22 protein-coding genes and 1 tRNA gene are annotated in these 23,815 nt (G+C 51.8%); 7 read left to right on the top strand and 16 right to left on the bottom strand.

Features of this window, described 5'->3' with window-relative positions; genetic code table 11:
* Positions 1–82 precede the first annotated feature (82 nt).
* Positions 83–1,858 carry an arginine--tRNA ligase gene (gene argS / locus D2E26_RS00345; protein WP_125962737.1) on the bottom strand — a complete coding sequence of 592 codons (1,776 nt, stop codon included), beginning with the start codon at positions 1,856–1,858 and terminating at the stop codon, positions 83–85.
* 357 nt (positions 1,859–2,215) lie between these two features.
* On the opposite strand from argS, the gene D2E26_RS00340 reads away from it, so the two are divergent.
* Positions 2,216–2,620, top strand: coding sequence for an acyltransferase family protein (locus D2E26_RS00340; RefSeq protein WP_125962736.1), 405 nt, complete (start codon positions 2,216–2,218; stop codon positions 2,618–2,620).
* Positions 2,557–3,525 carry an acyltransferase gene (locus D2E26_RS00335; protein ID WP_164515802.1) on the top strand — a complete coding sequence of 323 codons (969 nt, stop codon included), beginning with the start codon at positions 2,557–2,559 and terminating at the stop codon, positions 3,523–3,525. The genes D2E26_RS00340 and D2E26_RS00335 overlap by 64 nt, the downstream gene beginning before the upstream one ends.
* Positions 3,526–3,642: 117 nt before the next feature.
* Here the strand turns inward: D2E26_RS00335 and D2E26_RS00330 are convergent, their stop codons facing one another.
* Together D2E26_RS00330 and D2E26_RS00325 are read right to left on the bottom strand one after the other, a co-directional pair.
* Positions 3,643–4,047, bottom strand: coding sequence for a Rid family detoxifying hydrolase (locus tag D2E26_RS00330; RefSeq protein WP_125962734.1), 405 nt, complete (start codon positions 4,045–4,047; stop codon positions 3,643–3,645).
* 224 nt (positions 4,048–4,271) lie between these two features.
* Positions 4,272–5,534, bottom strand: coding sequence for a hypothetical protein (locus D2E26_RS00325; protein WP_125962733.1), 1,263 nt, complete (start codon positions 5,532–5,534; stop codon positions 4,272–4,274).
* A gap of 738 nt (positions 5,535–6,272) precedes the next feature.
* On the opposite strand from D2E26_RS00325, the gene D2E26_RS00320 reads away from it, so the two are divergent.
* Together D2E26_RS00320 and D2E26_RS00315 are read left to right on the top strand one after the other, a co-directional pair.
* Positions 6,273–6,953: a CYTH domain-containing protein gene (locus tag D2E26_RS00320; protein WP_125962732.1), complete on the top strand. Its 681-nt coding sequence runs from the start codon at positions 6,273–6,275 to the stop codon at positions 6,951–6,953.
* A 10-nt stretch (positions 6,954–6,963) separates the two neighbouring features.
* Positions 6,964–8,370, top strand: coding sequence for a sugar porter family MFS transporter (locus tag D2E26_RS00315; RefSeq protein ID WP_125962731.1), 1,407 nt, complete (start codon positions 6,964–6,966; stop codon positions 8,368–8,370).
* Between the two features lie 338 nt (positions 8,371–8,708).
* On the opposite strand, the gene D2E26_RS00310 is transcribed toward D2E26_RS00315, so the two are convergent.
* Positions 8,709–8,781: transfer RNA gene (locus D2E26_RS00310), tRNA-Arg, on the bottom strand.
* 110 nt (positions 8,782–8,891) lie between these two features.
* Here D2E26_RS00310 and D2E26_RS00305 point away from each other — a divergent pair.
* Positions 8,892–9,572, top strand: coding sequence for a CYTH domain-containing protein (locus tag D2E26_RS00305; RefSeq protein WP_125962730.1), 681 nt, complete (start codon positions 8,892–8,894; stop codon positions 9,570–9,572).
* A gap of 12 nt (positions 9,573–9,584) precedes the next feature.
* Positions 9,585–11,051, top strand: a complete 1,467-nt coding sequence (locus D2E26_RS00300; RefSeq protein ID WP_125962729.1) for a sugar porter family MFS transporter — start codon at positions 9,585–9,587, stop codon at positions 11,049–11,051.
* A gap of 97 nt (positions 11,052–11,148) precedes the next feature.
* Here the strand turns inward: D2E26_RS00300 and D2E26_RS00295 are convergent, their stop codons facing one another.
* The 3 genes from D2E26_RS00295 to D2E26_RS00285 are packed head-to-tail and all read right to left on the bottom strand — an operon-like array spanning position 11,149 to position 14,409.
* The gene (locus D2E26_RS00295; protein ID WP_125962728.1) at positions 11,149–12,105 is read right to left on the bottom strand and encodes a tetratricopeptide repeat protein; all 957 of its coding nucleotides are present in this window, start codon (positions 12,103–12,105) and stop codon (positions 11,149–11,151) included.
* A 22-nt stretch (positions 12,106–12,127) separates the two neighbouring features.
* A complete protein-coding gene (locus D2E26_RS00290; protein ID WP_125962727.1) occupies positions 12,128–13,153 on the bottom strand; it encodes a DUF8094 domain-containing protein in 1,026 nt (341 codons plus the stop codon).
* On the bottom strand, positions 13,150–14,409 hold the full coding sequence (locus tag D2E26_RS00285; RefSeq protein ID WP_125962726.1) for a GTPase: 1,260 nt from the start codon (positions 14,407–14,409) through the stop codon (positions 13,150–13,152). The genes D2E26_RS00290 and D2E26_RS00285 overlap by 4 nt, the downstream gene beginning before the upstream one ends.
* 81 nt (positions 14,410–14,490) lie before the next feature.
* Here D2E26_RS00285 and D2E26_RS00280 point away from each other — a divergent pair, with 81 nt between their 5' ends.
* Positions 14,491–15,450, top strand: a complete 960-nt coding sequence (locus tag D2E26_RS00280; protein WP_125962725.1) for an FKBP-type peptidyl-prolyl cis-trans isomerase — start codon at positions 14,491–14,493, stop codon at positions 15,448–15,450.
* Between the two features lie 115 nt (positions 15,451–15,565).
* Here D2E26_RS00280 and nucS read toward each other — a convergent pair whose 3' ends face one another.
* The 9 genes from nucS to atpB form a co-directional block, all read right to left on the bottom strand.
* Positions 15,566–16,270 (bottom strand): endonuclease NucS, encoded by a 705-nt coding sequence (nucS, locus tag D2E26_RS00275; RefSeq protein WP_125962724.1) that lies wholly within the window; start codon positions 16,268–16,270, stop codon positions 15,566–15,568.
* Between the two features lie 211 nt (positions 16,271–16,481).
* Positions 16,482–16,778, bottom strand: coding sequence for a F0F1 ATP synthase subunit epsilon (locus D2E26_RS00270; protein WP_125962723.1), 297 nt, complete (start codon positions 16,776–16,778; stop codon positions 16,482–16,484).
* Positions 16,778–18,271 carry a F0F1 ATP synthase subunit beta gene (gene atpD, locus D2E26_RS00265; RefSeq protein ID WP_125962722.1) on the bottom strand — a complete coding sequence of 498 codons (1,494 nt, stop codon included), beginning with the start codon at positions 18,269–18,271 and terminating at the stop codon, positions 16,778–16,780. The genes D2E26_RS00270 and atpD overlap by 1 nt, the downstream gene beginning before the upstream one ends.
* A 6-nt stretch (positions 18,272–18,277) precedes the next feature.
* On the bottom strand, positions 18,278–19,198 hold the full coding sequence (locus D2E26_RS00260) for a F0F1 ATP synthase subunit gamma (protein ID WP_125962721.1): 921 nt from the start codon (positions 19,196–19,198) through the stop codon (positions 18,278–18,280).
* A 3-nt stretch (positions 19,199–19,201) separates the two neighbouring features.
* Entirely contained in the window at positions 19,202–20,860 is a 1,659-nt protein-coding gene (gene atpA / locus D2E26_RS00255) for a F0F1 ATP synthase subunit alpha (protein ID WP_125962720.1), read from the bottom strand.
* Between the two features lie 69 nt (positions 20,861–20,929).
* On the bottom strand, positions 20,930–21,766 hold the full coding sequence (locus D2E26_RS00250) for a F0F1 ATP synthase subunit delta (RefSeq protein WP_125962719.1): 837 nt from the start codon (positions 21,764–21,766) through the stop codon (positions 20,930–20,932).
* A gap of 72 nt (positions 21,767–21,838) precedes the next feature.
* The gene (locus D2E26_RS00245) at positions 21,839–22,366 is read right to left on the bottom strand and encodes a F0F1 ATP synthase subunit B (protein WP_164515854.1); all 528 of its coding nucleotides are present in this window, start codon (positions 22,364–22,366) and stop codon (positions 21,839–21,841) included.
* A 67-nt stretch (positions 22,367–22,433) separates the two neighbouring features.
* Positions 22,434–22,664: an ATP synthase F0 subunit C gene (gene atpE, locus D2E26_RS00240; RefSeq protein WP_125962717.1), complete on the bottom strand. Its 231-nt coding sequence runs from the start codon at positions 22,662–22,664 to the stop codon at positions 22,434–22,436.
* 110 nt (positions 22,665–22,774) lie between these two features.
* Entirely contained in the window at positions 22,775–23,584 is an 810-nt protein-coding gene (gene atpB, locus D2E26_RS00235) for a F0F1 ATP synthase subunit A (RefSeq protein ID WP_125962716.1), read from the bottom strand.
* Positions 23,585–23,815: the final 231 nt, after the last annotated feature.

Raw genomic sequence — 23,815 nt, 5'->3', positions numbered from 1 at the left:
TGGAAGGCTCGGAACCTTACTCAGCAGAGCTCTAGTCTTTGCTCAGGAGAGCTCTAGTTTTTGATTAGGTTTTAGTCCTTAATCACATCTTGTCTGGTGCCGAAACAGCAAGCAGGCTCAGGCCGTTCTCAATAACCTGCTTCACAGCGTCATTGAGCTTGAGGCGTGCAGCAGCGCGTGCTGGCTCTGGGCACTTAGCGATGCGTGCAGCCTTAGCTGCTTCATCATCCTGGCGTGCTTCTGGATCGGTGAGCTCCATTGGCACAACGCGCTCAACGTTGTACCACTTGTGGTAAGCAGCAGCCAGATCCTCGAGATAGTGAGCAATGCGGTGTGGTGCGCGCTTGTCGCCTGCTTCAGCAACAACACCTGGCCACTGTGCAATAGCTGCAATAACCTCGCCATCAGCTTCGGTATCGAGCAGCGAGAGATCAGCATCAGCTGCGTTAATACCAGCTTCTTGAGCGTTACGGTCCACATTGCACGAACGAGCGTGTGCGTACTGCACGTAGTACACAGGGTTATCGTTCGAGTGCTTAGCAAGCAGATCCAGATCAATATCGACTGGCGAGTTGTAATCAGTGCGAGCCAGCGAATAACGCGAAGCGTCCACACCAATAGCATCCACGAGATCGTCAATCGTGACGATGTTGCCGGCGCGCTTCGACATACGCACTGGCTTGCCGTCCTTCATAACGTTGACGAGCTGGCCAATCAGAATCTGCATGTTCTTGCCTGGCTCATCGCCATATGCAGCGCACATTGCCATCATGCGGCCAATGTAGCCGTGGTGATCTGCACCAAGCATGTAAATTGCCACATCTGCAGAGCCCTCTTCACGATGACGCTTGTTGCGGTAGTAAGCCACATCTGCTGCGAAGTAAGCGTAGTTGCCATCGGACTTGATGATGACGCGGTCCTTGTCGTCGCCATGCTTCGTGGAAGCGAACCACGTTGCGCCATCCTTCTCAAAGATGTCGCCGCGAGCGCGCAGATCAGCAATAGCCTTGTCCACCTCACCATCGGCATACAGGCTGTTCTCGTGGAACCACACGTCGAAGTTGACGCGGAAGTTCTTCATCGACTGCTGGATCTCGTCGAACATCATTGGCACTGCACGCTTACGGAACTCCTCGCGCTGCTCGGAGTCACCTTCACCCAGAGGCTCACCGTTCTCATCGGTGCCGCCATCCACGCGTGGCAGGTTCAGAATATCGATGCCGTCTGCATTAGCTTCTGCAATAACGCGACGTGCGATTTCGTCAATATAAGCGCCCTTGTAACCATCAACTGTCGTTGGCTCGCCATGAGCTGCAGCAACAAGCGACTTAGCGAAGCGGTTGATCTGCTCGCCGTGATCGTTGAAGTAGTATTCACGAATAACTTCAGCACCGTTAGCTTCGAGCACGCGTGCCATCGAATCGCCAACTGCTGCCCAGCGCGTACCACCAATGTGAATTGGACCCGTTGGGTTTGCAGACACGAACTCGAGGTTCAGGCGCTTGCCACCCAAGTGATCATTGCGGCCGAAAGCCTCACCCTGCTCAAGAACCTGATCAACAACTGCTGCAGCAGCGGACGAATCAAGCGTGATGTTAATAAAGCCAGGACCAGCGACTTCAACGCTCTTAATGCCAGCAACCTCACGCAGCTTTGCTGCAAACTGTTCAGCAAGATCGCGTGGCTTCATGCCTGCCTTTTTAGCAAGCTGCATTGCAGCATTCGATGCCCAATCACCATGTGCACGGTCCTTAGGACGCATAACGGCGAATTTTTCAACGGCTGGAAGCTCAACTTCAGGAGAAACAACGGCCTTTGCCGTGTCATACATTAATTGGGAAAGCTCTTGAGGATTCATGCAAACTAGTCTAGTGATAACGCTGACAGCGCTATAGGAAACGTTTTCCCCCTTCAACCCACCCTTCATCTCACTATTCGGATTGAAATATAAGAGTTTTGGGGAAGTTAGATTAACAAAATGTGAAGATCGCCTCAGAAAATTTTGCTGAACATTACGAGATCCTATATCGTAATCGGGGGGATAAATCGGGGAACTCTTAAACGGAATTCGATTTCTCAACAGTAATGTTCTAGATCTTATGTGTTCTAGCGCTTGCTGATGGGCAGATTGGAATTCGTACTAGCGTCCCTAGATTGCATTTCCTTAAACCGGCACCTCGCTCGGATAGGAAAATTAACTAAGGGGATTACTATCATGGCTACACTGCATGCAGCAACTGCAACAGCATCTGCTGAGCAGATCACGAATGCTGCCACACCATCGCCAACAACAACTAAGGTGCGTCGTAAGACTACGCGAAATTCCAGCATTGAGCTGCTTCGCATTATTTCGATGTTCATGATTGTGGCATTCCATTACACACTCGCTAATGACGACACGGAATGGCTGACCAATCAAGCGACAACGTTTACTAAATTTGTCTATGAGTTCGTGTTCATGGGCGGCGGTTGGGTTGCCAACTTTATCTTCTTTGCTATTTCCACGTGGTTCCTGCTGGATCGCACCAAGACGCTGAAGCAGAATCTGAAGTCGATTTGGATTCTCGATCGCCAGATTCTGTTCTGGAGCCTGCACTGTTCGCCTTCACGATGGCTATGAAGCTGCCTGTGGGACAGGGTATTAGCAATATGATGAATATGAAGGGCCCATGGGAGCTCGCTCTTATGTCGCTAATGCCACTGTGCACGAATCTGTGGTGGTACATGACGAGCTACGCGATCTTCCTGCTGTTCCTGCCATTCCTGCAGGAAGGCATCCGTAAGATCGGTCAGAAGGCTCATGGTTCGCTTGCTGCTGTCATGCTGGTTATTTGGGGCTTTGCAGGCATGCTGTACTGGCCTCAGATGCAGTTCAACCTGACCTGGAGCAACGTCTTCGTCTTTATCTACTGGTTCGTGCTCATTTCGTACTACAAGTGGTACATGAAGGAATTCAGCAAGAGCACGCTGTGGAAGATGATCGGTGTAAGCCTGACTGTGGAATTCGTCTACTGGGCTGGTTTCTCGCTGCTGTTCGAAGCCACGGGCAAGTATGCAGATGGTCAGAAGTTCATCTTTGATCAGTTCAAGCTGCCTACGATGGTTATTGGTTTTGCAATCTTCCTGCTCGTTAAGGATGTGCACTTCTATAGCCGCGCCGTGAACTGGATCGCGCAGTCTGCTGTGAGTGTGTTCCTGATCCACTTCTATCCACCAGTTTATGTGTGGTGGACGCAGCAGCTGTTCCCACTGCACGAGATGTATGCTTCTCAGTTCCCTATTCTGTCGGTGCTGGGCGTTGTGGCACTCGTCTGGGCTACCTGCCTGGTGCTCGATATGGTACGTCACGTGATCTTCCAGTTCACGTTCGACCGCAATACTGGCGCACTGTTTGACCGCGTTTATGCAGCCATTGCGCGTGCATGGGAACGTTCGAAGGACAAACGCGCTGCCCGTGCTCAAGCCGCATCCGAGCATGGCTCGGAAGTTACGAATGGCCAAGTTCCAATTGCCGATGCAGCCTAATGTTGCACTGCAGTAATACAAATTAAATAACGAAAAAGCTCCTGCACGAACCGGAAGGTAATGCAGGAGCTTTTTGCATACGTAAGTGGTGACGGACGTACCGTACCGTTGAATAATTCAGGACAGCTGCTGAGGAAGAACGGCAATAACTTCGATTTCCACAAGAGCGCCCTTAGGAATCATATTGTTGCCGAACGCAACTCGGGCAGGCTTGACCGAGCTCGTAAATGCCCTAGCGTATTCAGCGTCAACTTCTTTGAAGTCCTCAACATTCTTCAAATAGATTGTGGCCTTGCACACATGTTCCATACCGCAGCCAGCCGCAGACAGAATATTGGCAATGTTCTTCAGCGCACGAGAAGCCTGCTGGGCGGCAGTGCGGCCGTCAAGCTCGCCCGTTGCTGGATCAATACCAAGCTGGCCAGAAACAAAAACAAAACCGTTGGCCATAACTGCTTGGCTATATGCACCTAAAGCTGTTGGAGCCTGCGTCGTTGCAATGGCATGAAGCCTACCGTTCATAATCCCTCCCAAGTGGTGCTGCGTGGCTTGAGCTACTTGTTCTGGGAGCAGTTGTTCGTCACTGTCGCAGGAGCTAATACCAACAAATGCACCATGCATAGAGTCGATGAATACTACCAACCGGTATTCTATTCATCTTCACTATGCATGGTGCGAGCTGTCCAGATATACGCTGTGCAGAAAAGCTGTACGGCTAAGCTGCACAACGAAGCTCCCTGCAGAGGTTACTGAATGGCATGCTGCCAGCACAATTGGCGACCAGCACCCTCTGGCACATAGAATTCGCCACGTTCGGCTCGCAATGTATGACGAGCAGCGTCGAAGCTCACATCCCAATCAATTGCAGCGGCAATCTGCAATGCGTTATTGCCTAAATAACCAATTGAAGAATGCTCAGTGTCATATCCACGGCAAATATGCAGTGGCGCTACGCCAGAAATTGGATCGGTTGCCACGCTGAAATCGCTTGCTGTTGTTGTATGCAACGACGATTCCTGCATCGTGTTGTTCTGCACCACAATGATGCCGCTTAAATCAACTGATTGTGCACGGTCACCGTCGAATCGCACCATGCGTACGCCAGCACCATCCACGTCTTCAAATGACACGTTATCCGTAACCGTCACGTCGCGGAATGTGTTATGAATGCCTTCCAGCACAATGCCATTGCCCGTATTACCGCTGACTTCAACGTTATTGAGGTTGGCGTCGTCCTTGGCATAAATTGCACCACCACTGAAGTTTGAGTATCCGTTCAGGAATGAACTATCGGTAATATTCAGCGGTACCGCCGATGAGATTGCAGAGCCCTGTGACCTGCGCTGCTGATTCTTGGTAAAGCCACAATGGGTTATATTCAACGGCTGAGTTTGCTCGCCTGGCATTGATGCTTCATTGACATAAATCGCACCACCATTGTGGTACGAGTAATTCTTGATGAAGTTAGTGTTCTTGACTTGCAATGTTGCAACGGACCAGATTCCAGCACCGTCCTCATGTTCCGTATGACCTCTATACAACGTTCCTTGCTGAGTCGTTCCGCCATTGATGTGCAGATTGCCTCGGTTCTCTATGATGCGGCATTTCTGCTCGGCATCAATAACATGACCATGCAAGTTGAGATCAACTGACATGCCTCGGTTAAACACCAGCGGTGTGCTAATGATCACGTCAGATTTCAGGTCAATAACAGCTGGTGACTTCTTGTCGTTAACAGCATGAACGGCTTCAATAAGTGAGGTATATGCCGTTGTATCGTCATCCTGACTGACCGTGGCCACAACTTGACCTGCTGGTACTGGATGAACATCAACAGATTCTGGCGCTTTTGGAATATCACCATTACTTGAGGCGGCTCCATCTGCCATTGCTGTGCTGCACAGTGACAGAGGCACCATCATTGCGGCTGCTGCTGCGAGTGCAGCAACCTTCTTGTTTGCTGCCCAACGAGAGGCATGCTTTTGCGTTGTATTTGGTACTGCGTTCATTACTACAGTCCTCCTTTGGTAAGGCCAAATAGGCCTGCACTTATCTAAATACAGAAAAATGGATCGTGCTGGTAAAACCTTGCTTCCCGTGCATAATCACTACGGTGCATTCATAGATCATTCACTTTGCCGTACTGGAATGCAGGCTCAGCCTTACTGATTATTGATTTTGCGAGTACTCAACAGTGCATAAGACAGTGGCACTGTTGTTCTTGTTTCCATGTGGGGTTTATCGCCGAAGCGATATATCCATACTGAGCACACAAACTGCTAGTTCGCTGGCGAAACACACTACTCCACAACATCTCCAGATGAAATTCATTTTTATTTAAGACTGTAGTAAACGTTTACTTTCGCATTATTCCAACGTTTTCGCCTTATTTTAGGTCTGTTATTGAGAACGACCATAAGACCCGTCATTACATTGCTCTCACATTTCGAGACAAAAATTTAGTGTGTTTTGACCGAAATCAAACGTCTTTGCAAATGTATTCAGAGCTCGTCTCAGAGAGTAAACGTTTACCCCCTACTGGTACGAGGCATTCAACCTCTGAATACAGTTGCATATGTTCGAATCGTTAACTTTCTCACTTGCAGACAGCAAATCCAAACGCTTCACCAAGAGCACAGCAATTGAAGACCATTTTCAACTCAGCCAGCCGCCGCATCAGCCAGCGAATTTTCGGTATAAGTATATTTTCAGCAATCTAGTCAGAAAAGGTTTACTAGACTAGTTATATGCACGAAGACGATGGCACTGAGATAAGTGCAAACACAACACCAGGCGGAGGTTTCCAATACGAACGCCGCTTCTTCTGCCAAGACATACCGCAGGAGATTGTGCAAAACGAAGTGCCTCATCTGATTGTGCAAAGTTATTACGTACATTCCAACAACTATGCACTGCGCGTGCGCGTCAAGTCCGACTCGATTTCAATGAAGATGACTTCAGATCTTGACCCACTTGAAGTACTGCGCAAGCACCGAGATGATTTCCGTTCAGCGACCGTTTCAGTCAAAGGACCTTCTGTGGGTGGCACCCGCTACGAAGCAGAACAGATGATTGATCCGCAATATGGCGTCGAGCTCATATTGCGCGGCGGAGATGTTCTCATCAAGAACCGGTATTCGGTTTGGATTGGCGAAGATGGCTGGAATCTCGACATATTCGGAGGTAACAATGCTCCCCTCGTTATAGCTGAAGCGCTTCGCGCTACCCCTGTCACCAACCTGGTAATTCCACGATTCTGCATCACTGAAATTACTGACGAACATCGCTTCAGTAATGATGATTTATCTTGGAATCCTTACTCATCTTGGGCACAGCAGTTTAACGAAGAACTTGCTGCACGCGGACCGGAATTCCAACAGCTGTTTGGACACAATCGGTTCGAGAATATTAATGGCGATATTGAATAGTAGGCCCCTTATGAATACAACCACTCCTCAACCACAAACAAAACAACCACGTGAGAAAACATCACTGAAGTACGTCATTATCTTGGCGCTGAGCGCTGGCCTTGCCGGCTTGCTCTACGGCTACGATACGGTCAGCATTTCTGGTGCTATTACGTATCTGACGGCTATTTGGCACCTGGGTGCAGGCATCCAAGGCCTTATTGTTTCGTCCATTATGATCGGCGGTATTGTTGGTGTCGGTCTGTCTGGCTTTATCTCTGATCGTTTAGGACGTAAGCCTGTTCTGATTATTGGCGCTGTTCTGTTCTTCTTCGCCGCTATTTGGTCGGCTTTGGTCAACGATCCAACTTCGCTGATTATCGCTCGTATTGTTGGCGGTCTCGGCATCGGTCTGTCCTCTTCTCAGGCCATTACCTACATCACCGAATGCGCACCTGCTAAGCACCGTGGTTTCCTGTCTTCGATGTACCAGTTCCTGTGCACGATCGGTATTCTGCTGACCAACTTCGCTAACTTCGGCATCGCTTCAATGGGTGGTATCCACTCTGAGTTCGCTGACAAGGCATGGCGTTGGATGCTCGCTATCGGCGCTATTCCAGCACTCGTGCTCGTACTCGCTCTGTTCTTCATGCCAGAATCCCCTCGCTTCCTGCTGCAGAGCGGTCGCAAGGCAGCCGGTATGCGTGTGCTCGAGCGCATCAACGGTCGCGAAGCTGCTCAGCGTGAGGCAAAGGCTATTGAAAAGTCCCTTGCTGAAGACGCTAAGGGTTCGTTCAAGGATCTGTTCCGTGCTCCTCTGACCTACGCTCTGGGTGTTGGTATCTTCCTGGCACTGTGCAACCAGCTCGTCGGCGAGAACGCCATCTTCTACTACGCACCAACGATCTTCACCGACATCTTCCCAGGCGGCAACACAGCATTCCTGTGCTCAGCAATCACCGGTACGGTTAACGTGCTCGCTACGATTCTCGGCCTCTACCTGATCGACCGTGTCGGCCGCAAGCCTCTGATGATCTCCGGCGCTTTGGGCATGTGCGTGTTCTACGTGCTCATGGGTCTATCAATGATGTTCCACTGGAACGGTGTGCTGACGCTCGTCTTCGCATGCTGCGTCATCGTGTTCTTCGCTTACTCGATGGGTCCAATCACGTGGGTTATGGTCTCCGAGCTGTTCCCAACCTACATGCGTGGCCGTGCAGCAGGCTTCTGCACCATGTTCACGTGGGGCGCTAACTTCCTCGTCGCTCAGTTCACGCCAACGATGATGGATCACTGGGGCGGCTGGACGTTCATCTTCTGGGCAGTGTTCGACTTCCTCGCCTTCCTCGGTGTGCGCTTCTTCGTCCCTGAGACCAAGGGCCGTACGCTCGAGCAGATCCAGGCCTTCTGGACTAAGAAGCACGATCTCGCTGCTTAATACTCACGGTTGGAGTCAGCTTAACTGCTGTTCAGTTGACTCCAACCCTCACGTTGACACCTTCTGTTCTTACTTTCTCTCACTTCTTGTTTGACACCGGATTTTGAGTTGATATGTATTTTTCAGTTTGTGACATGTGCACAATACGTATCAACTCAAAATACGAAACTACTTAGGCAATTAGGCCTTAAGTGTTGATTGATCTTGCTCGTGGGTATATACGCAGCCAAATGCCCACGAGCATCTTTTTAAGCTTTTCTGCGAATCCGCTAACCACAATATGCACAATTATGTGCAAAAAGGGTGCATCACTCGATGCACCCTTTTTCTTTATGCTGTGGGCCCGGAGGGGTTCGAACCCTTGACCTTTCGCTCCGGAGGCGAACGCTCTATCCACTGAGCTACGGGCCCATCGGTGAACTACTGTACACTGCAGCACGACCGAAATGCACAAACGCAATTATTTTATGTAAAGATATTTACTACGAGCTATATAAAGAGAATGGTTACTAACATAGATCATGCAAGAAGATGACAGCACCGAGGTTAGCGCGAACACCACTCCAGGTGGTGGTTTCGAGTACGAGCGCCGTTTCTTTTGCAGAGAGATTCCGCAAGAGATTTTGCGCAATGAAGCGCCTCATCTAATTGTGCAAAGTTACTACGTGCATTCCAACAACTATGCACTACGTGTACGAGTGAAGTCTGATGTGACATCACTGGAGATGACATCAGATCTTGACCCACGCGAAGTGTTGCGCGAATACCGAGATGACTTTCGTTCGGCAATGGTGTCGGTCAAAGGTCCTTCTGTGGGTGGCACACGCTACGAAGCAGAGCAAACCATTGATCCGCAGTATGGCATTGAGCTCATATTGCGTGGCGGAGACGTCATCATTAAAAACCGCTATACGGTTTGGATCGGTGAAGACGGTTGGAATCTGGACAGATTTGGAGGTATGAATGCCCCGTTGATTGTTGCTGAAGCACTACGTGCTAGCCCAGTAACCAACCTCGTTATCCCACGATTCTGCATTACTGAAATAACCGACGAACGCCGATTTAGCAATGATGATTTGTCGTGGAATCCATATTCTCGTTGGGCACAGCAGTTTAAAGACGAACTTGCTGCACGCGGACCTGAGTTCCAGCAACTCTTTGGTAAAAACCGCTTTGAAGATATTAATGGCGATATTGAATAGTAGGCCCCAAACATGGAAAACACCACATCACAATCTGAAGTTATTGAAACACCACAAGTTATAGAAGCTGTACAGCCTGGCGAGGTTGTACATCCTAAAGAAACGTCTTCACTGAAATATGTCATTATTCTGGCTGTGAGTGCAGGCTTTGCTGGTCTGCTCTACGGTTACGATACGGTCAGTATTTCTGGCGCAATTACGTATCTGACGGCGCTGTGGAATCTTGGCACGGGCATTCAGGGACTGATTGTTTCGTCCATTATGATCGGTGGCATTGTTGGCGTCGGTGTTTCCGGCTTCATTTCTGATCGTGTTGGTCGTAAGCCAGTACTGCTTTCTGGCGCTATTCTGTTCTTCTTCGCTGCAATTTGGTCGGCACTGGCTATGAACCCAGGAACGCTGATTGCTGCACGTATTGTTGGCGGCCTTGGCATTGGTCTTTCGTCGTCTCAGGCTATTACCTACATCACCGAGTGCGCTCCTGCAAAGAACCGTGGCTTCTTGTCTTCGATGTACCAGTTCCTGTGCACGATTGGTATTCTGCTGACCAACATTATTAACTTCTTCATTGCTGCCAAGGGCGGCATTCACTCAGACTTCGCTAACCAGGCATGGCGTTGGATGCTCGCTATCGGCGCTCTTCCAGCACTCGTACTCGTCTTCGCACTGGTGCTGATGCCAGAGTCCCCTCGCTTCCTGCTGCAGCGTGGTCACAAGGCTGCTGGTATGCGTGTGCTTGAGCGCATTAATGGCCCTGAAGCTGCTCAGCGTGAGGCGAAGGCTATTGAGAAGTCGCTCGAAGACGACAAGAAGGGTTCGTTCAGGGATCTGTTCCGTTCGCCACTGTCGTATGCATTGGGCATTGGTATTTTCTTGGCTCTGTGCAACCAGCTCGTTGGCCAGAACGCCATCTTCTACTATGCACCAACGATCTTCTCGAGCATCTTCCCTGGCGGTAACACTGCATTCCTGTGCTCGGCAATTACGGGTACCGTCAACGTGCTCGCTACGATTCTTGGCCTGTACATGATTGATCGCATTGGCCGCAAGCCACTGATGATGAGCGGTGCCCTTGGTATGTGCATGTTCTACGTGCTCATGGGTCTGTCGATGATGTTCCACTGGAACGGCGTGCTGACACTCGTCTTCGCTTGCATGGTTATTGTTTCGTTCGCATACTCCATGGGCCCTATTACCTGGGTTATGGTTTCCGAGCTGTTCCCAACCTATATGCGTGGTCGTGCAGCAGGCTTCTGCACGATGTTCACTTGGGCTGCTAACTTCCTCGTTGCTCAGCTGACGCCAGCCATGATGACCAACTGGGGCGGTTGGACGTTCATCTTCTGGGCAGTGTTCGACTTCCTCGCCTTCCTCGGCGTACGCCTGTTCGTACCTGAGACCAAGGGTCGTACACTTGAGCAGATTCAGTCCTTCTGGACCAACAAGCAGCATGCAAAGAAGCATGAGCTTGTTGCCTAATTAAGATTTACGGACTATCCCCCTTTTAAGTCCGCAAAACACAAGAGCGGGCCAGTTCTATTGAACTGGTCCGCTCTTTTCTATGCGTATTTTGCAATCAGTACATCAGCACGGCCAAACGCCTGCGTGCACGTCCCAAGCGTTCGTCGCTTGGATCAGGAATAGAGAAATACTCTACGAGACGCTTACGAACGGGCTCAATATCTTGCTTGTGCGAGGCAGCGAAATCAAGCAAGCGGTCGAACGCGTCTTGAATTTGACCACCGATCATATCGATGTCGGCCACGGCAAGCTGAGCTTCGACGTCGTCAGGACGGTCGGCAGCGGCCGTACGCACGGCGCGAACGTCAGCCTGAGCAGAACGTGCGAGCAGACGAGCCTTAGCGAGCTCACGCTGAGCGAGCGCGTCAGAAGGATCAGACTCCAGCACCTTCTCGTAAGCGGCTGCAGCGCCAGCGTAATCACCCGACTGAGCCAGTGTATGTGCTTCCATATGCGAGGCAGGAATCTCAGGCTCAGCGTTAGCAGCATCGTCAGCTTGAGCCGACTCAGCGTCCATATAAGGAGCCGTACCCTGCACACCAGCCTGCTGGGCCACGCTCAGCAGCTGAGGAATAACCTGCTCAGTCACCTGCTGCAGCTCGGTATCCGATGGCAGGCCCTGCAGAATTGGCATTGGACGGCCACCAATTAGTGCGAACAGTGCAGGAGCACCCTGAATTTGGAAGGCCTGACCAATTTCGGGGCTCTTCGAAATATCAATACGAGCAAGCTGCATCTGGCCCGAAAGACCGTTCACAGCATCGGCCAGAGCCTTGGCCATTGGGAACAGACGGTCATCGGTTGGAATCCAGAAGAACACAACAATTGGCCACTGCGTGCTGTTCGTGACCATGGACTGCAGCGTCTGTGTGTCGACATCAATAACATAGCCGCCGGCCGAAGGGGCGCCTCCCTGCTGACCTGGTTCAGCTTCTACGCGATGACGCACAGCTTCCAGATCAACTGCACCTGCCAAATTAATGCCTGGACGAATATGTTCATTCGATGCCATGCTTTGCCTCCTCAAAAATACCTCAGATTGCTTCGACCTTGACTGGCTGACGTTCTGCACCCACTGCAGTGACTACATGAGCCGAGTCAACAGCATTGGACTTTGGTGGAATATACAGTGCCACAACGTTGACGTACTGCACACGCATAGTGCTGGTGGCCTTGCCGTCGCCAAACAGTGCCTTTTCTGACTTCGAAGCTGGCTGCGATTCGCGGCCCTCGCCTGCCGAACGTGTCCATTCCGAGTTGATTTGTGCAACAACCAAGTCGCCACCATCAGCCGAACGCATGACGCGCATTTCGCCATTCACTGGCGTAAACGTCTGCTGCTGCGAGCCCTTATTACGCTCCATACCCTGCTGAACCGTGTTCTGCAGCTGCTCGAGTTCCTGGCGGAACAGGTCATCGCCGAAGTCTGCTGCATACTTGCTGTTCTTGCCGTTCTGCAGCACGTCAGCATAGCGCTCAACAGCCTGCTTTGGCGTCATCAGCAGACCGTTATCGCTTTCGGTACCGTTCTGTGCACCAATGGCTGGAATAGCGAACTTTGGCATCTTCACACCCTGGAACAGACGTGCCAGACCCCACAGCTTGTAATTCGAGCGTGCGCTGTTCTGCGTAAACACGAGTAGGCGCTTCGACTGCTGATCATCGGTTGTTGTCGTAATCGTGAACACTGAGCGAGGCCAGCCGTTATCGGTTGGCACAACCGTCTGCGTAATGTCGGTTGGAATCTTCGTCTTAGGATCGAGCTCGTTCGTCTTGCTGGCGATCTGCAGCTCACTCTGGCGAATTTGCAGCTCTGGTCCGGTCATAGCCTGACCAAGATTTGCTGGATTCTTCTCGTCATTGCACTTCTGAATATCAGCAAGCAGCTTCTCGCGGATGGCCTTCTCTTGATCCGTAGTCAGATCAGGAATAGCTTCTGCGTTCGTGTCTTGCGACACTTTTGGCAGCTCGCCCTCGCAGGCAGCCAGCGAGACGCCCATGACGAGCACGGCCGTTGCAGCGATCAGTCGCTTGACAATTCGTGTTGTTGAGCCGTTCATTGTTCGTCCTTCTCCTCGCTTGCCGAGTCATCAGCTTCGTTGTCTTCTGATGATTCCTCGTCCTGCGACTCAGCCTGCTCATCCGCTGCTGGTTCCTGTGGGAACTGCACATGCTCTTCGCGAGCAAGGCGAGCAAAATAAGCCTGCAATTCATCCTGCGTAATCACTGAAGTCTGCGTGCCATCATCAGGTGCAGCTTGTGGCTCAACTGCAGACTCCGACTGTGCACTGCGCACATCCGTCTCATCTGCTTCTGGAGCCTCTTCTGCAGCATCCGTTGCTGGCTCAGCATCATTCGAAGCATTAGCCGTCTTCACCAACATATTGCGGTTAGTTGGATCAATAATCGTTGGAGCCGATTCTTCTTCATGCTCTGGCTTGGCATGACGACGATGTGCCTTCGTTGGATCATGAGGCTTGCGCTTCAGACCACGCGTCATCGTCTTAAACGTGCCGGCAACAGCTTCGCCAACGGTAACCTCATCTGGCTTACCCTTAACGGCCTGATGAATCTTTGCGATCGTAGAAGCATCTTCATCCAAGCCATCAATGCCCAGAGCCTTACGGCGCTTTTCTGGATCCATAGCGAATACCGAAGCACTCAGTACAGCAAGCACAATGCACAGGCCTGCAGCGAAGTAGAACGGCATAGCAAAGTCAGGAACCTGCTGGCGATCCCATTCCATAACAATGTCAGCCGAATTCTGGTTCGTGCCCATATCGATCAGGCCCACCAGCGGCGTATTTTGCATGTCCTTGAGCTTGACTGTGACCTTACCCGTCGAGCACTTGACTTGGCGCCACATATCAGAGTCAGCAAAGGCAACATCCTGATCCGATGGCGTGGCTTGGCCATGTGCCTTCTGATCAGTTACTTCCAGTTGCGTCCACGACTCAAGGCCAGAAATACGCGCATATGGATAGCCCTCTACCCAACCTGTGGCATCCTTCTGCGTTGCAACTGCCATGCACAGTTGTGTTTGTGGATTAGAAGCTTTAATAGAAACAGTCACATCTTTGTCGACTGCGCCAAGCATGCCTTGGTCAATCATAATGTACTGCTCATTTTTAGCCTGAGCACTTGCACTAATGTGCGTCGAAGGCTTCCAAATCGTTGCGTTAAGTACGCCGAATACGATGAAGCAAACGGCTAGCAGGCCAAAAATAGGAGTGACGATGCCACGCATGATTTTGGCATGCCGCGAAGGCTCGTGCGACCTTGGGGCGGACTTTGATTTCTCTGCTGCATCATTCATAACGTCAATATTCTACAAGCTTTTCGGAAACCTCCACGAATTCTCCTCCATAAATCATGCTGGAAGGTTAATCTAGGGGTTATGCAAAAACACAAGACTTCTATTGTGGCACGCGCTCTTGCGGCTGCAACGGCGCTCATTGCTTGCATCTCGATGGCAGCATGCGGATCCGACGATTCTGCTCAACCAAACTCGGCAATCCCCGGAGTTTCGGCAAAGCAAATTGCAGGCGTAACTGCTTCTGGCAAGCCTGGTGAGAAGCCAACTATTTCGTTTAAAACACCACTGACTGTTGAGAACAATGCCTATGTCATTCTTGAAGAAGGCAACGGTGCTCAGATTAAGGCTGGTAACCGTCTGTGCCTGCAGGGCCTTGTTATTAACACGAAGGATGGCACCGAGCTCAACAGCACGTGGGCTTCTGGCCAGCTTGATTGCTCGGTAGCGCTCAATGACACCTACCGTCAGAGCAACCCAGATAGGTACGAGATCTTTACGCATATGAAGGTCAACGGCACGGTTGCATTTGGTAGCAACGATGGCACTGGCGCAGCTTCGTATCTGTTCGTGTACACGATTGTTGATCAGATGAAGGATTTGACGAAGGCTGAAGGCACAAAGGTCAAGGATATTCCTGCTGATCTGCCAACGGTAACGACTGCTGAAGATGGCAAGCCATCGATTGATATGCATGGCTACAAGGGCTCTGACAAGCTGATTTCGCAGACGATTATTGAGGGTACTGGCCCAGAGACGAAGGAAGGCGATTACGCCGTCGTCAAGTACACGGGTTGGCTGCTCAACGGTAAGCAGTTCGATTCCAGCTGGGATAAGAATACGACGTTCGATGCTCCTCTGTTCACGTCGAGCACGGGTGGCGTTATTAAGGGCTGGGAGAAGGGCCTGCAGAACCACAAGGTTGGTTCCCAGGTGCTGCTCGTTGTTCCACCAGACATGGGCTATGGTGACAAGGAAAACGGTTCAATTCCTGCAAACAGCACGCTTGTGTTCGTCGTGGATATTCTCGGCAAGTACAAGTGATCAGACGTTTGACTCATTTGCAAGCCAGCCCCCGAGACTGACTTACCCCTGAGTCAAACCACAAAAAATAACCGCCATGCTATGGAAGCATGGCGGTTTTCTTATAGCTATTGCTTTAGAACAGCTTCAGCGAATCGTCTTCTACTCCTCGCATCTCGTCATAATCGAGCAGCAGGCATTCAAAACCACGATCCTCGGCCAATACTCGTGCTTGAGGGCTAATGGTCTGTGCTGCGAAAATACCGCGTACAGGAGCCAGCAGAGGGTCTCTATTGAGCAATTCACAGTAGCGAGTCAGCTGCTCAACGCCATCAATACCACCATGGCGTTTAATCTCAATAGCCACATGTGTGCCTTCAGCGTCCACAGCCATAATGTCGACTGGGCCAATAGCCGTTGGGAACTCACGACGTACCAAACGTGCGCCTTCGCCAATACGCTCAATCTGCTCGGCTAAATAACGCTGCAAATGGTCTTCTACGCCGTCCTTAATCAGGCCTGGGTCCTCGCCCAAATCGTACGTGTTATCGGCATAGATGTGCTGGAACGTAACCTCGAGAATGTCAGAAGTCTTATCTGCGGTAACTTTAATAATCTTCTCGGGCACAGGAGTGGACGGATCGTGATCACTCGGGTCTGGCGTGATGTCATGAATTGTGCACGGCGCAACCATCCAGTTGAGTGGCTTATACGAGCCCAACTCAGAGAAAATGAGCAGCGAGTTGTCTGCCTTAATCAGAATGACTCGGCGTGCGAGTGGAAGGGATGCTTGAAGTCGGCCGGTGTATTCGGCACTGCAGTCTGCAACAATAACGCGCATAAGCACCACCCTAGCGCAGCCCACAACCTTGGGCACAATTACGAAGTGAATCTTCAGCAAGAAACGGCTGCCAATATGGCGCACGAAATGCCAGAGTTGGTGCCAGAAAAATCAAGATAAATTAATGAAATAAGAGCAACGAAAAGGGACATACAGTCGAAACTGCATGTCCCTTAACGTTGAAATTCAAATCAGTTGAGCATCAACTGGATCACAGACCCGTTTCCTCAACCGTCTGATTTGAAATACTGCGTGCGCTCTCGATGACGACAGTGAGCTTATTCGAATCGAATGAGATGAAGCCATCGGTCACTTCGAACGAATGCTTCGTGCCTTCTGGGTCGACGACCACAAGATCGCCCTCACGAATAACAGTCAGCACTGGTTCGTGGCCCGGCAGGATGCCCATGCCGCCCGAATACGCAGGAATCGTCACGGACTTAGCCTCGCCGCTCCAGACCGGATGGTCCGAGGCGACGATGTTCACGTTCATCGTCGCGGCTGACATCACTCACCCAGCTCTTTCTGCATCTTGTGCCACTTCTTCTCGAGATCTTCGATGCCACCGATGCCAGAGAATGCCTGCTCTGGAACATCGTCGTAGTAGCCATCGCAAATACGAGTGAAGGCTTCGATCGTTTCTTCAGCTGGCACGTAGGAGCCCTCAACGCCCGTGAACTTCTGTGCAACATAGAAGTTCTGGCCGAGGAACTGCTCGATCTTACGTGCACGGTTGACGGTCGTCTTATCCTCTTCGCCGAGCTCGTCGATACCGATCAGAGCGATGATGTCCTGCAGCTCCTTGTTACGCTGCAGAATTGCCTTGACGCGGTTTGCGCACTCGTAGTGAGCCTGGCCCACGTAACGAGGATCAAGAATACGAGACGTCGAGCTCAGTGGATCCACTGCAGGGTAAATACCCTTCGAAGCGATATCACGCGAAAGCTCAGTCGTTGCATCCAAGTGAGCGAACGTCGTAGCAGGTGCAGGATCGGTGTAATCATCTGCAGGCACGTAAATAGCCTGCAGCGACGTAATCGAGTGACCACGCGTAGACGTAATACGCTCCTGAAGAGCACCCATCTCATCAGCCAGATTTGGCTGGTAACCCACTGCAGAAGGCATACGACCCAGCAGCGTGGACACCTCAGAACCTGCCTGCGTGAAGCGGAAGATGTTATCGATGAACAGCAGCACGTCCTGGTTTTCAACATCACGGAAGTACTCTGCCATCGTCAGAGCTGTCAGAGGCACACGAAGACGCGTACCAGGCTGCTCATCCATCTGGCCGAAGACGAGAGCCGTCTTCTCAAGCACGCCAGCTTCTTCCATTTCGCCGATCAGATCGTTACCCTCACGGGTACGCTCACCAACACCAGCGAACACGGACACACCACCGTGGTTCTGGGCCACACGCTGAATCATTTCCTGAATCAGCACGGTCTTGCCGACGCCTGCGCCGCCGAACAGACCAATCTTGCCGCCCTGCACATATGGCGTCAGCAGATCGATGACCTTGATGCCCGTTTCGAACATCTGCGTCTTCGACTCAAGCTGGTCGAATGCTGGTGGGTTGCGGTGGATAGGCCAACGTTCCTTGACCTCGATGTGCTCGCCTTCCTTCTTGTTAAGGATGTTGCCAGCAACATCGAACACGTGACCCTTCGTCACATCACCAACTGGAACCTCGATTGGGCCGCCAGTGTCGTGCACAATTGCACCACGCACAAGACCATCAGTTGCCTTAAGTGCGACCGTACGAGCCGTGGAGTCACCAAGGTGCTGCTCCACTTCAAGCGTGATTGTTGTGTTCTTGGTCTCGCCCTCTTCATCAGCGCCCATGCCCGCGAGTTCCACGGTCAAAGCGTTGTAGATGTCAGGCATATGACCGACAGGGAACTCCACATCAATAACGGAGCCCTGGATTCGCGTGACGCGACCCACGACAGGCTCTACAGGCTGCTGAGTCGCGGCCGTGGCTTGCGTTGTTTCTTCAGCCATTGCGTCCTACTCTTCCTTGTTGCTCAGTGCATCGGCGCTGCCGATGATTTCGGTCAGTTCCTGGGTGATGGACGCCTGGCGCGAAGCATTGAGCTTACGGGTCAGGTCCTCAATCAGGCTACGTGCATTATCTGTGGCCGTGTGCATTGCATTCTGGCGGCAAGCAACTTCCGATGCAGCTGCTTCCAGCAAGCACTCGTGGATGCGCGAACGCACGTACTTTGGCAGTACGACGTCAAGCACTTCCTCAAGGCTTGGCTCAAATGCGTACAGCGGCAACGCTGTTTCCATCTGCTCCGTCGTTGTTGGGCCAGCTTCTCCGTGCTCAGCCTCAACAATCTGCACAGGCAGCATGCGCAGCACGCGCACCTTCTGCACGACCATGTTGATGAACTCGGTGTACACAATGTACAGCTCGGAGACACCGCCCTCTTCTTCGGGCTTCATGTACGCGTTCAGCAGCGCACGTGAAATAGCGTCTGCGACCTCAACGCCGGGTTTCTCAGTGTCACCTTCCCACGTCTGAGCCAGATCGCGGTTACGGTACTTGTAGTACGTCACACCACGACGGCCATATACATAAAGCTGTGGCTTCTTGCCCTTAGCTTCAAGGCGATTGAGTAAATCCTCAGTCTCACGCAGGATCGACGACGTGTACGCGCCAGCCATACCACGGTCCGCCGTAAGAGACAACACTGCAACATGAGGGTTGTCCTCGTTGGACTGCGCAATTGGATGCTTGATATGGCTGTGCGCCACGAGCGTCTGGACGGCATCGAAAATCGCATCAGTGTACGGCTTCGCGTTCATAGCCACTTCACGGGCCTGAGCGATATGCGAAGCCGCGATCATCTCCTGGGCGTTAAAGATCTTCTCCAACGAACCCGTGGAGGCAATCCTGCTCTTTAATGCGAGTTGCGATCCCATAGGTCACTTCTTTTCTTCGGTCTTCTTCGAGCTCTTAGCGTTCTTTGCCACGATCTGCTCTTGTTCAACAGGCGTGACCGATGGAGCTGCCTTCTTCCTCGTCACCAGTGGCTGACCAGCCTTGGTCACATAGGAATCACGGAACTCATCAACGGCCTTCTCCAGTTCGGCTTCGGTAGCCTCAGAGAAATCGCCAGTGTCGCGAATCGTGTCCATAACCTTGGTTTCGTTGGCCACGTAATCGAGCAGACCATGCTCGAATGGCAGCACTTCCGAAATTGGCAGGTCATCGAACTTGCCATGCGTACCAGCCCAAATCGACACGACCTCTTGCTCATTCGAGTAAGGCGAGAACTGTGGCTGGCGCAGCAGCTCAGTCAAGTGAGAGCCGCGGTTCAGCTGGTTCTTCGAAGCCGCATCCAGATCAGAGGCAAACATAGCGAACGACTCAAGCGAACGGTAACGAGCCAGCGAAATCTTCAGCGTACCCGAGACCTTCTTCAGAGCCTTCGTCTGTGCAGCACCACCGACTCGAGACACCGAAATACCGACGTCGACTGCAGGACGCTGGCCTGCGTTGAACAGATCAGACTGCAAGAAGATCTGACCATCGGTAATCGAAATCACGTTCGTTGGAATGTAGGCAGACACGTCGTTTGCCTTCGTCTCGACGATTGGAAGACCAGTCATCGAGCCACCGCCAAGATCATCAGAAACACGTGCGCAACGTTCGAGCAGGCGGGAGTGCAGGTAGAAAACGTCGCCAGGGTAAGCTTCACGTCCAGGTGGGCGGCGCAGCAGCAGCGAGATTGAACGGTAAGCTTCAGCCTGCTTAGACAGATCATCGAATACGATGAGCACGTCCTTGCCGTGGTACATCCAGTGCTGGCCAATTGCCGAGCCCGTGTATGGTGCGATGTACTTGAAGCCAGCGGAATCAGATGCTGGCGAAGCCACGATCGTCGTGTACTCCATTGCACCAGCCTCTTCAAGGCTCTGGCGCACCGAAGCAATCGTCGAACCCTTCTGGCCGATAGCTACGTAAATGCAGCGCACCTGCTTCTTAGGATCGCCCGATTCCCAGTTCTTCTTCTGGTTGATGATCGTATCGATAGCAATAGCAGTCTTACCAGTCTGACGATCACCAATGATGAGCTGACGCTGACCACGGCCAATTGGCGTCATTGCGTCAATTGCCTTCAGACCAGTCGACAGTGGCTCATCGACAGGATGACGATGCATCACATCTGGAGCCTGTGCTTCGAGGATGCGTCGTCCTTCACTCTTGATCTCGCCCAGACCATCAATTGGGTTACCCAGCGGGTCCACCACACGGCCAAGGAATCCGTCACCAACTGGCACGGAAAGCACCTCACCCGTACGGCGAACTTCCTGGCCTTCCTCAATGCCAGCGAAATCGCCGAGAATAACGACGCCGATTTCACGAGCATCCAAGTTGAATGCCAGGCCGAGCGTGCCATCCTCGAAGGTCAGCAGCTCATTGGCCATGCAACCAGGCAGTCCCGTCACATGCGCGATGCCGTCGCCGGCCGTTGCGACATGACCTACTTCAGAAGCAGGCGTGTCGGACGGCTTATATGAGTCCACAAACTCATTCAGCGCCTCACGTATGGTGGCGGGATCAATGGTCAAATCTGCCATGATCACTCCTTATTGTTTGTTCAAAAATCAGTATGGTTCAGGTGTGCTGAAATCAGCAGTTCGGGTTGTTCACTCGCCGAACGACACCTTTGCCATGCGCTGCAAGTTCTCCAGTTGCGCAACCACCGTGCGATCAGTGACTTCGTCACCAACCTGCACACGCATGCCGCCGAGCACTGATGGATCAACGACACAGTGGATAAACGCCTTGCGTCCCAGCTTCTTCGTGTAAACGTCGATCAGTCGCTGAATCTGTTCATCGTTCAGAGGCGTTGCGGTGGTCACGGTGACCATCGATTCGCCCATGTGACGAGAGAACTTCGAGATCAGCCACTGAAGCGTCTCAACGAAACGACGCTTGCGTGGATTTGCTGCAGCATGCTCTGCAAGCTTGACTGTCATCTTGTCAAAGTGCGCATTATCGATGAGCTTATGAAGCAGCTCAACGCGGGCCTCTGCAGTAACGCCATTCGAACCCGACAGGCTCGAGCGCACCACAGGAAGGTTCAGCAATGCGGATTGCAGTTTCGCAAGTTCGACCGAAATCTGTAACGTCTGTCCTCGTGAATCAGCCTCATACATAACAGCATCAACGCCGAAGTCTTCAACAGCGTTATCGATGTCGTATGCACGGCTCCAGGAACGAGCAACAAGATCGTCGAGGATTTCGAGCGTGATTGGCATAGCCTGCTCGCCCATCAGTGTGCGGACAAGCTTCTTCTTGTCTTCTACAGGACGGCCAGGGTCTGTCATTGCGCGCTGCAACCTTGGGTTGGCATCCAGCACGTCGCAGAGCGTGAACATCTGCTCGGCCAGCTTCCCGGCTTCACTTCCGAGAGCTTGAATCTTTGACGCCATCAGATCACGTGAGCTGCGGTCTGCTAGGCGCGAAGCTTCTCCTCGCATTGTTCACCTCCCTTCTTGTTGGGGTTTACAAAGATTTTTATTTCCGTGTAACCGGATTAAAGTCTTTGTGCCTCATTTGCCTTGATCAGCGGAAGCCATACCGTCGATCTGCTTGTCAATCATGTCTTGCTGAACTGCCGCATCCGTCAAGTCGCGCTGCAGAATACCTGCAGCCAAGCGCACAGCGTCTTGGTTGATCTGTGCTTTGACTTCGACAAGAGCCTTCTGCTTCATCGCTTCGATGGAGCGGTTAGCGTTCTCGGTAATCTGTGCAGCTTCTGTTGCAGCACGTGAACGCGCTTCGGCGATAATACGTGCAGCTTCAGCATTAGCGTTATCGCGCTTCTGGGATGCATCGATGCGAGCCTCAGCCAACTTGGCTTCGAACTCCTTCTTCATCTCATCTGCATCCTTTTGGGCCTGCTCAGCCTTAGCCATGCCGCCCTTAATTTTCTCAGCGCGTTCGTCGAACACAGACTGGAACTTTGGCAGGAAGAACTTGTAGAAGAACAAGGCGACGATGATCAAAATGATCAGCGACCAGACGATGTCATAGACCTTAGGAATAAACAGGTCGGCTCCGCCCTCAGCGAGGGTCACCATAGCGTCCTCCTCCTTTCATGTTCTTGGAACAACTGCACTCGTTTTTCTAACTGTGATGCTTCGATCACTGGAAGATGAACGCGGCAACGAAGCCGAGCAGTGCCAACACCTCGACGAATGCCAAGCCAAGGAACATGAGGGTCTGCAGACGACCACCGAGCTCAGGCTGACGAGCCGTACCTTCGATCGTCTTGCCGATCAGGATGCCCAGACCGATGCCAGGGCCAATAGCGGCCAGGCCGTAGCCGACGACGTTCAGATTGCCGGCAACCTCAGCGAGGGTAACGATATCCATGGTTGTTTCCTTTCTGGTCATTGCTTGGGTCGCGCATGGCCCTTACAACAAATTCTCAAATCTTTAATTTTGAATGATTACGTTACTAATTGCAGTCGTCAGATTGCGTATTAGTCGAGTTCTGGGTAGCTCATGTTGATGTATGCCGTGGTCAGGATGGCAAAGATGTATGCCTGCAGGCAAGCCACCAAGATCTCGAACAGGTACATGAACATGCTGGCTGCAAACGTAATAACACCGAACGTAATCATCCAGTTATGCAGCGTAATGAGGAAGTATTGCGTTGCCGACAGGCACAGAGCCAAAATCAAGTGGCCCGAAACCATGTTGGCAAAAAGTCGAATCGTCAGCGAGAACGGACGAATAATCAGCAGCTCGAGCAGCTGAATTGGGGCCAGCAGAATATACACAGGCCATGGCACGCCAGCTGGGAACATTTCGTCCTTCAGGAACTTGCCAATGCCCTTCTCACGAATACCGGCAATCCAGTACTGGCAGAAGCACCACATTGCGAAGACTAATGGCAACGTAATTGTTGCCGAAGCTGCAATATTGAAACCAGGAACTTCACCGCACAAGTTGAATACGAGCAGCGACAAGAACACAGTCGTGATCATAGGCACATAACGCTTGCCGCGCACCTCGCCCATCACCTGATACACAATGCTGTTCTTGACGAAGTCGATCAGCCATTCCACGGCGCTCTGCCAACGGCTAGGTACGACCTTGGCCCTTGCTGCTGTAATGCCAAGCACGAGCAGCATAATAATCGTGGCGAGAATACGCACGAAGATGATGCGGTTAATAGCGAATGGCGTTCCCTGGAACAGAATCTCTGGAGGCAGGAAGTCCTGCACGCTTGGCTTCTCCATCTGTGCCTCTGCAAGTGTTACGGCACCGATTCCGAAACTACCGATCATGCACGCCTCCTAAACAGCTCTTCTAACCAGCCGCTTCCATCTGTATCAACCAAATCAACATTTCAAATACGTTGCGTCGACATGTCAATTCAGTTTTGCGCTCCGAAAAAGCGCGATCTCATTTTAAGTCCGCGCCTTTGCTTCACTTCACGAAACGCATTGAAGCTCTCTTAGCATGTTAGACCCAAATTTAGGCCCTTCATGCATGAAACCCTGCGAGCAAACCACAAT

The organism is Bifidobacterium dolichotidis (assembly GCF_003951975.1).
In the GTDB taxonomy this organism is placed as follows: Bacteria; Actinomycetota; Actinomycetes; order Actinomycetales; family Bifidobacteriaceae; genus Bifidobacterium; species Bifidobacterium dolichotidis.
The sequence above is the reverse complement of the archived record's forward strand: the minus strand, read 5'-3'. Positions and strand labels throughout refer to the sequence as shown.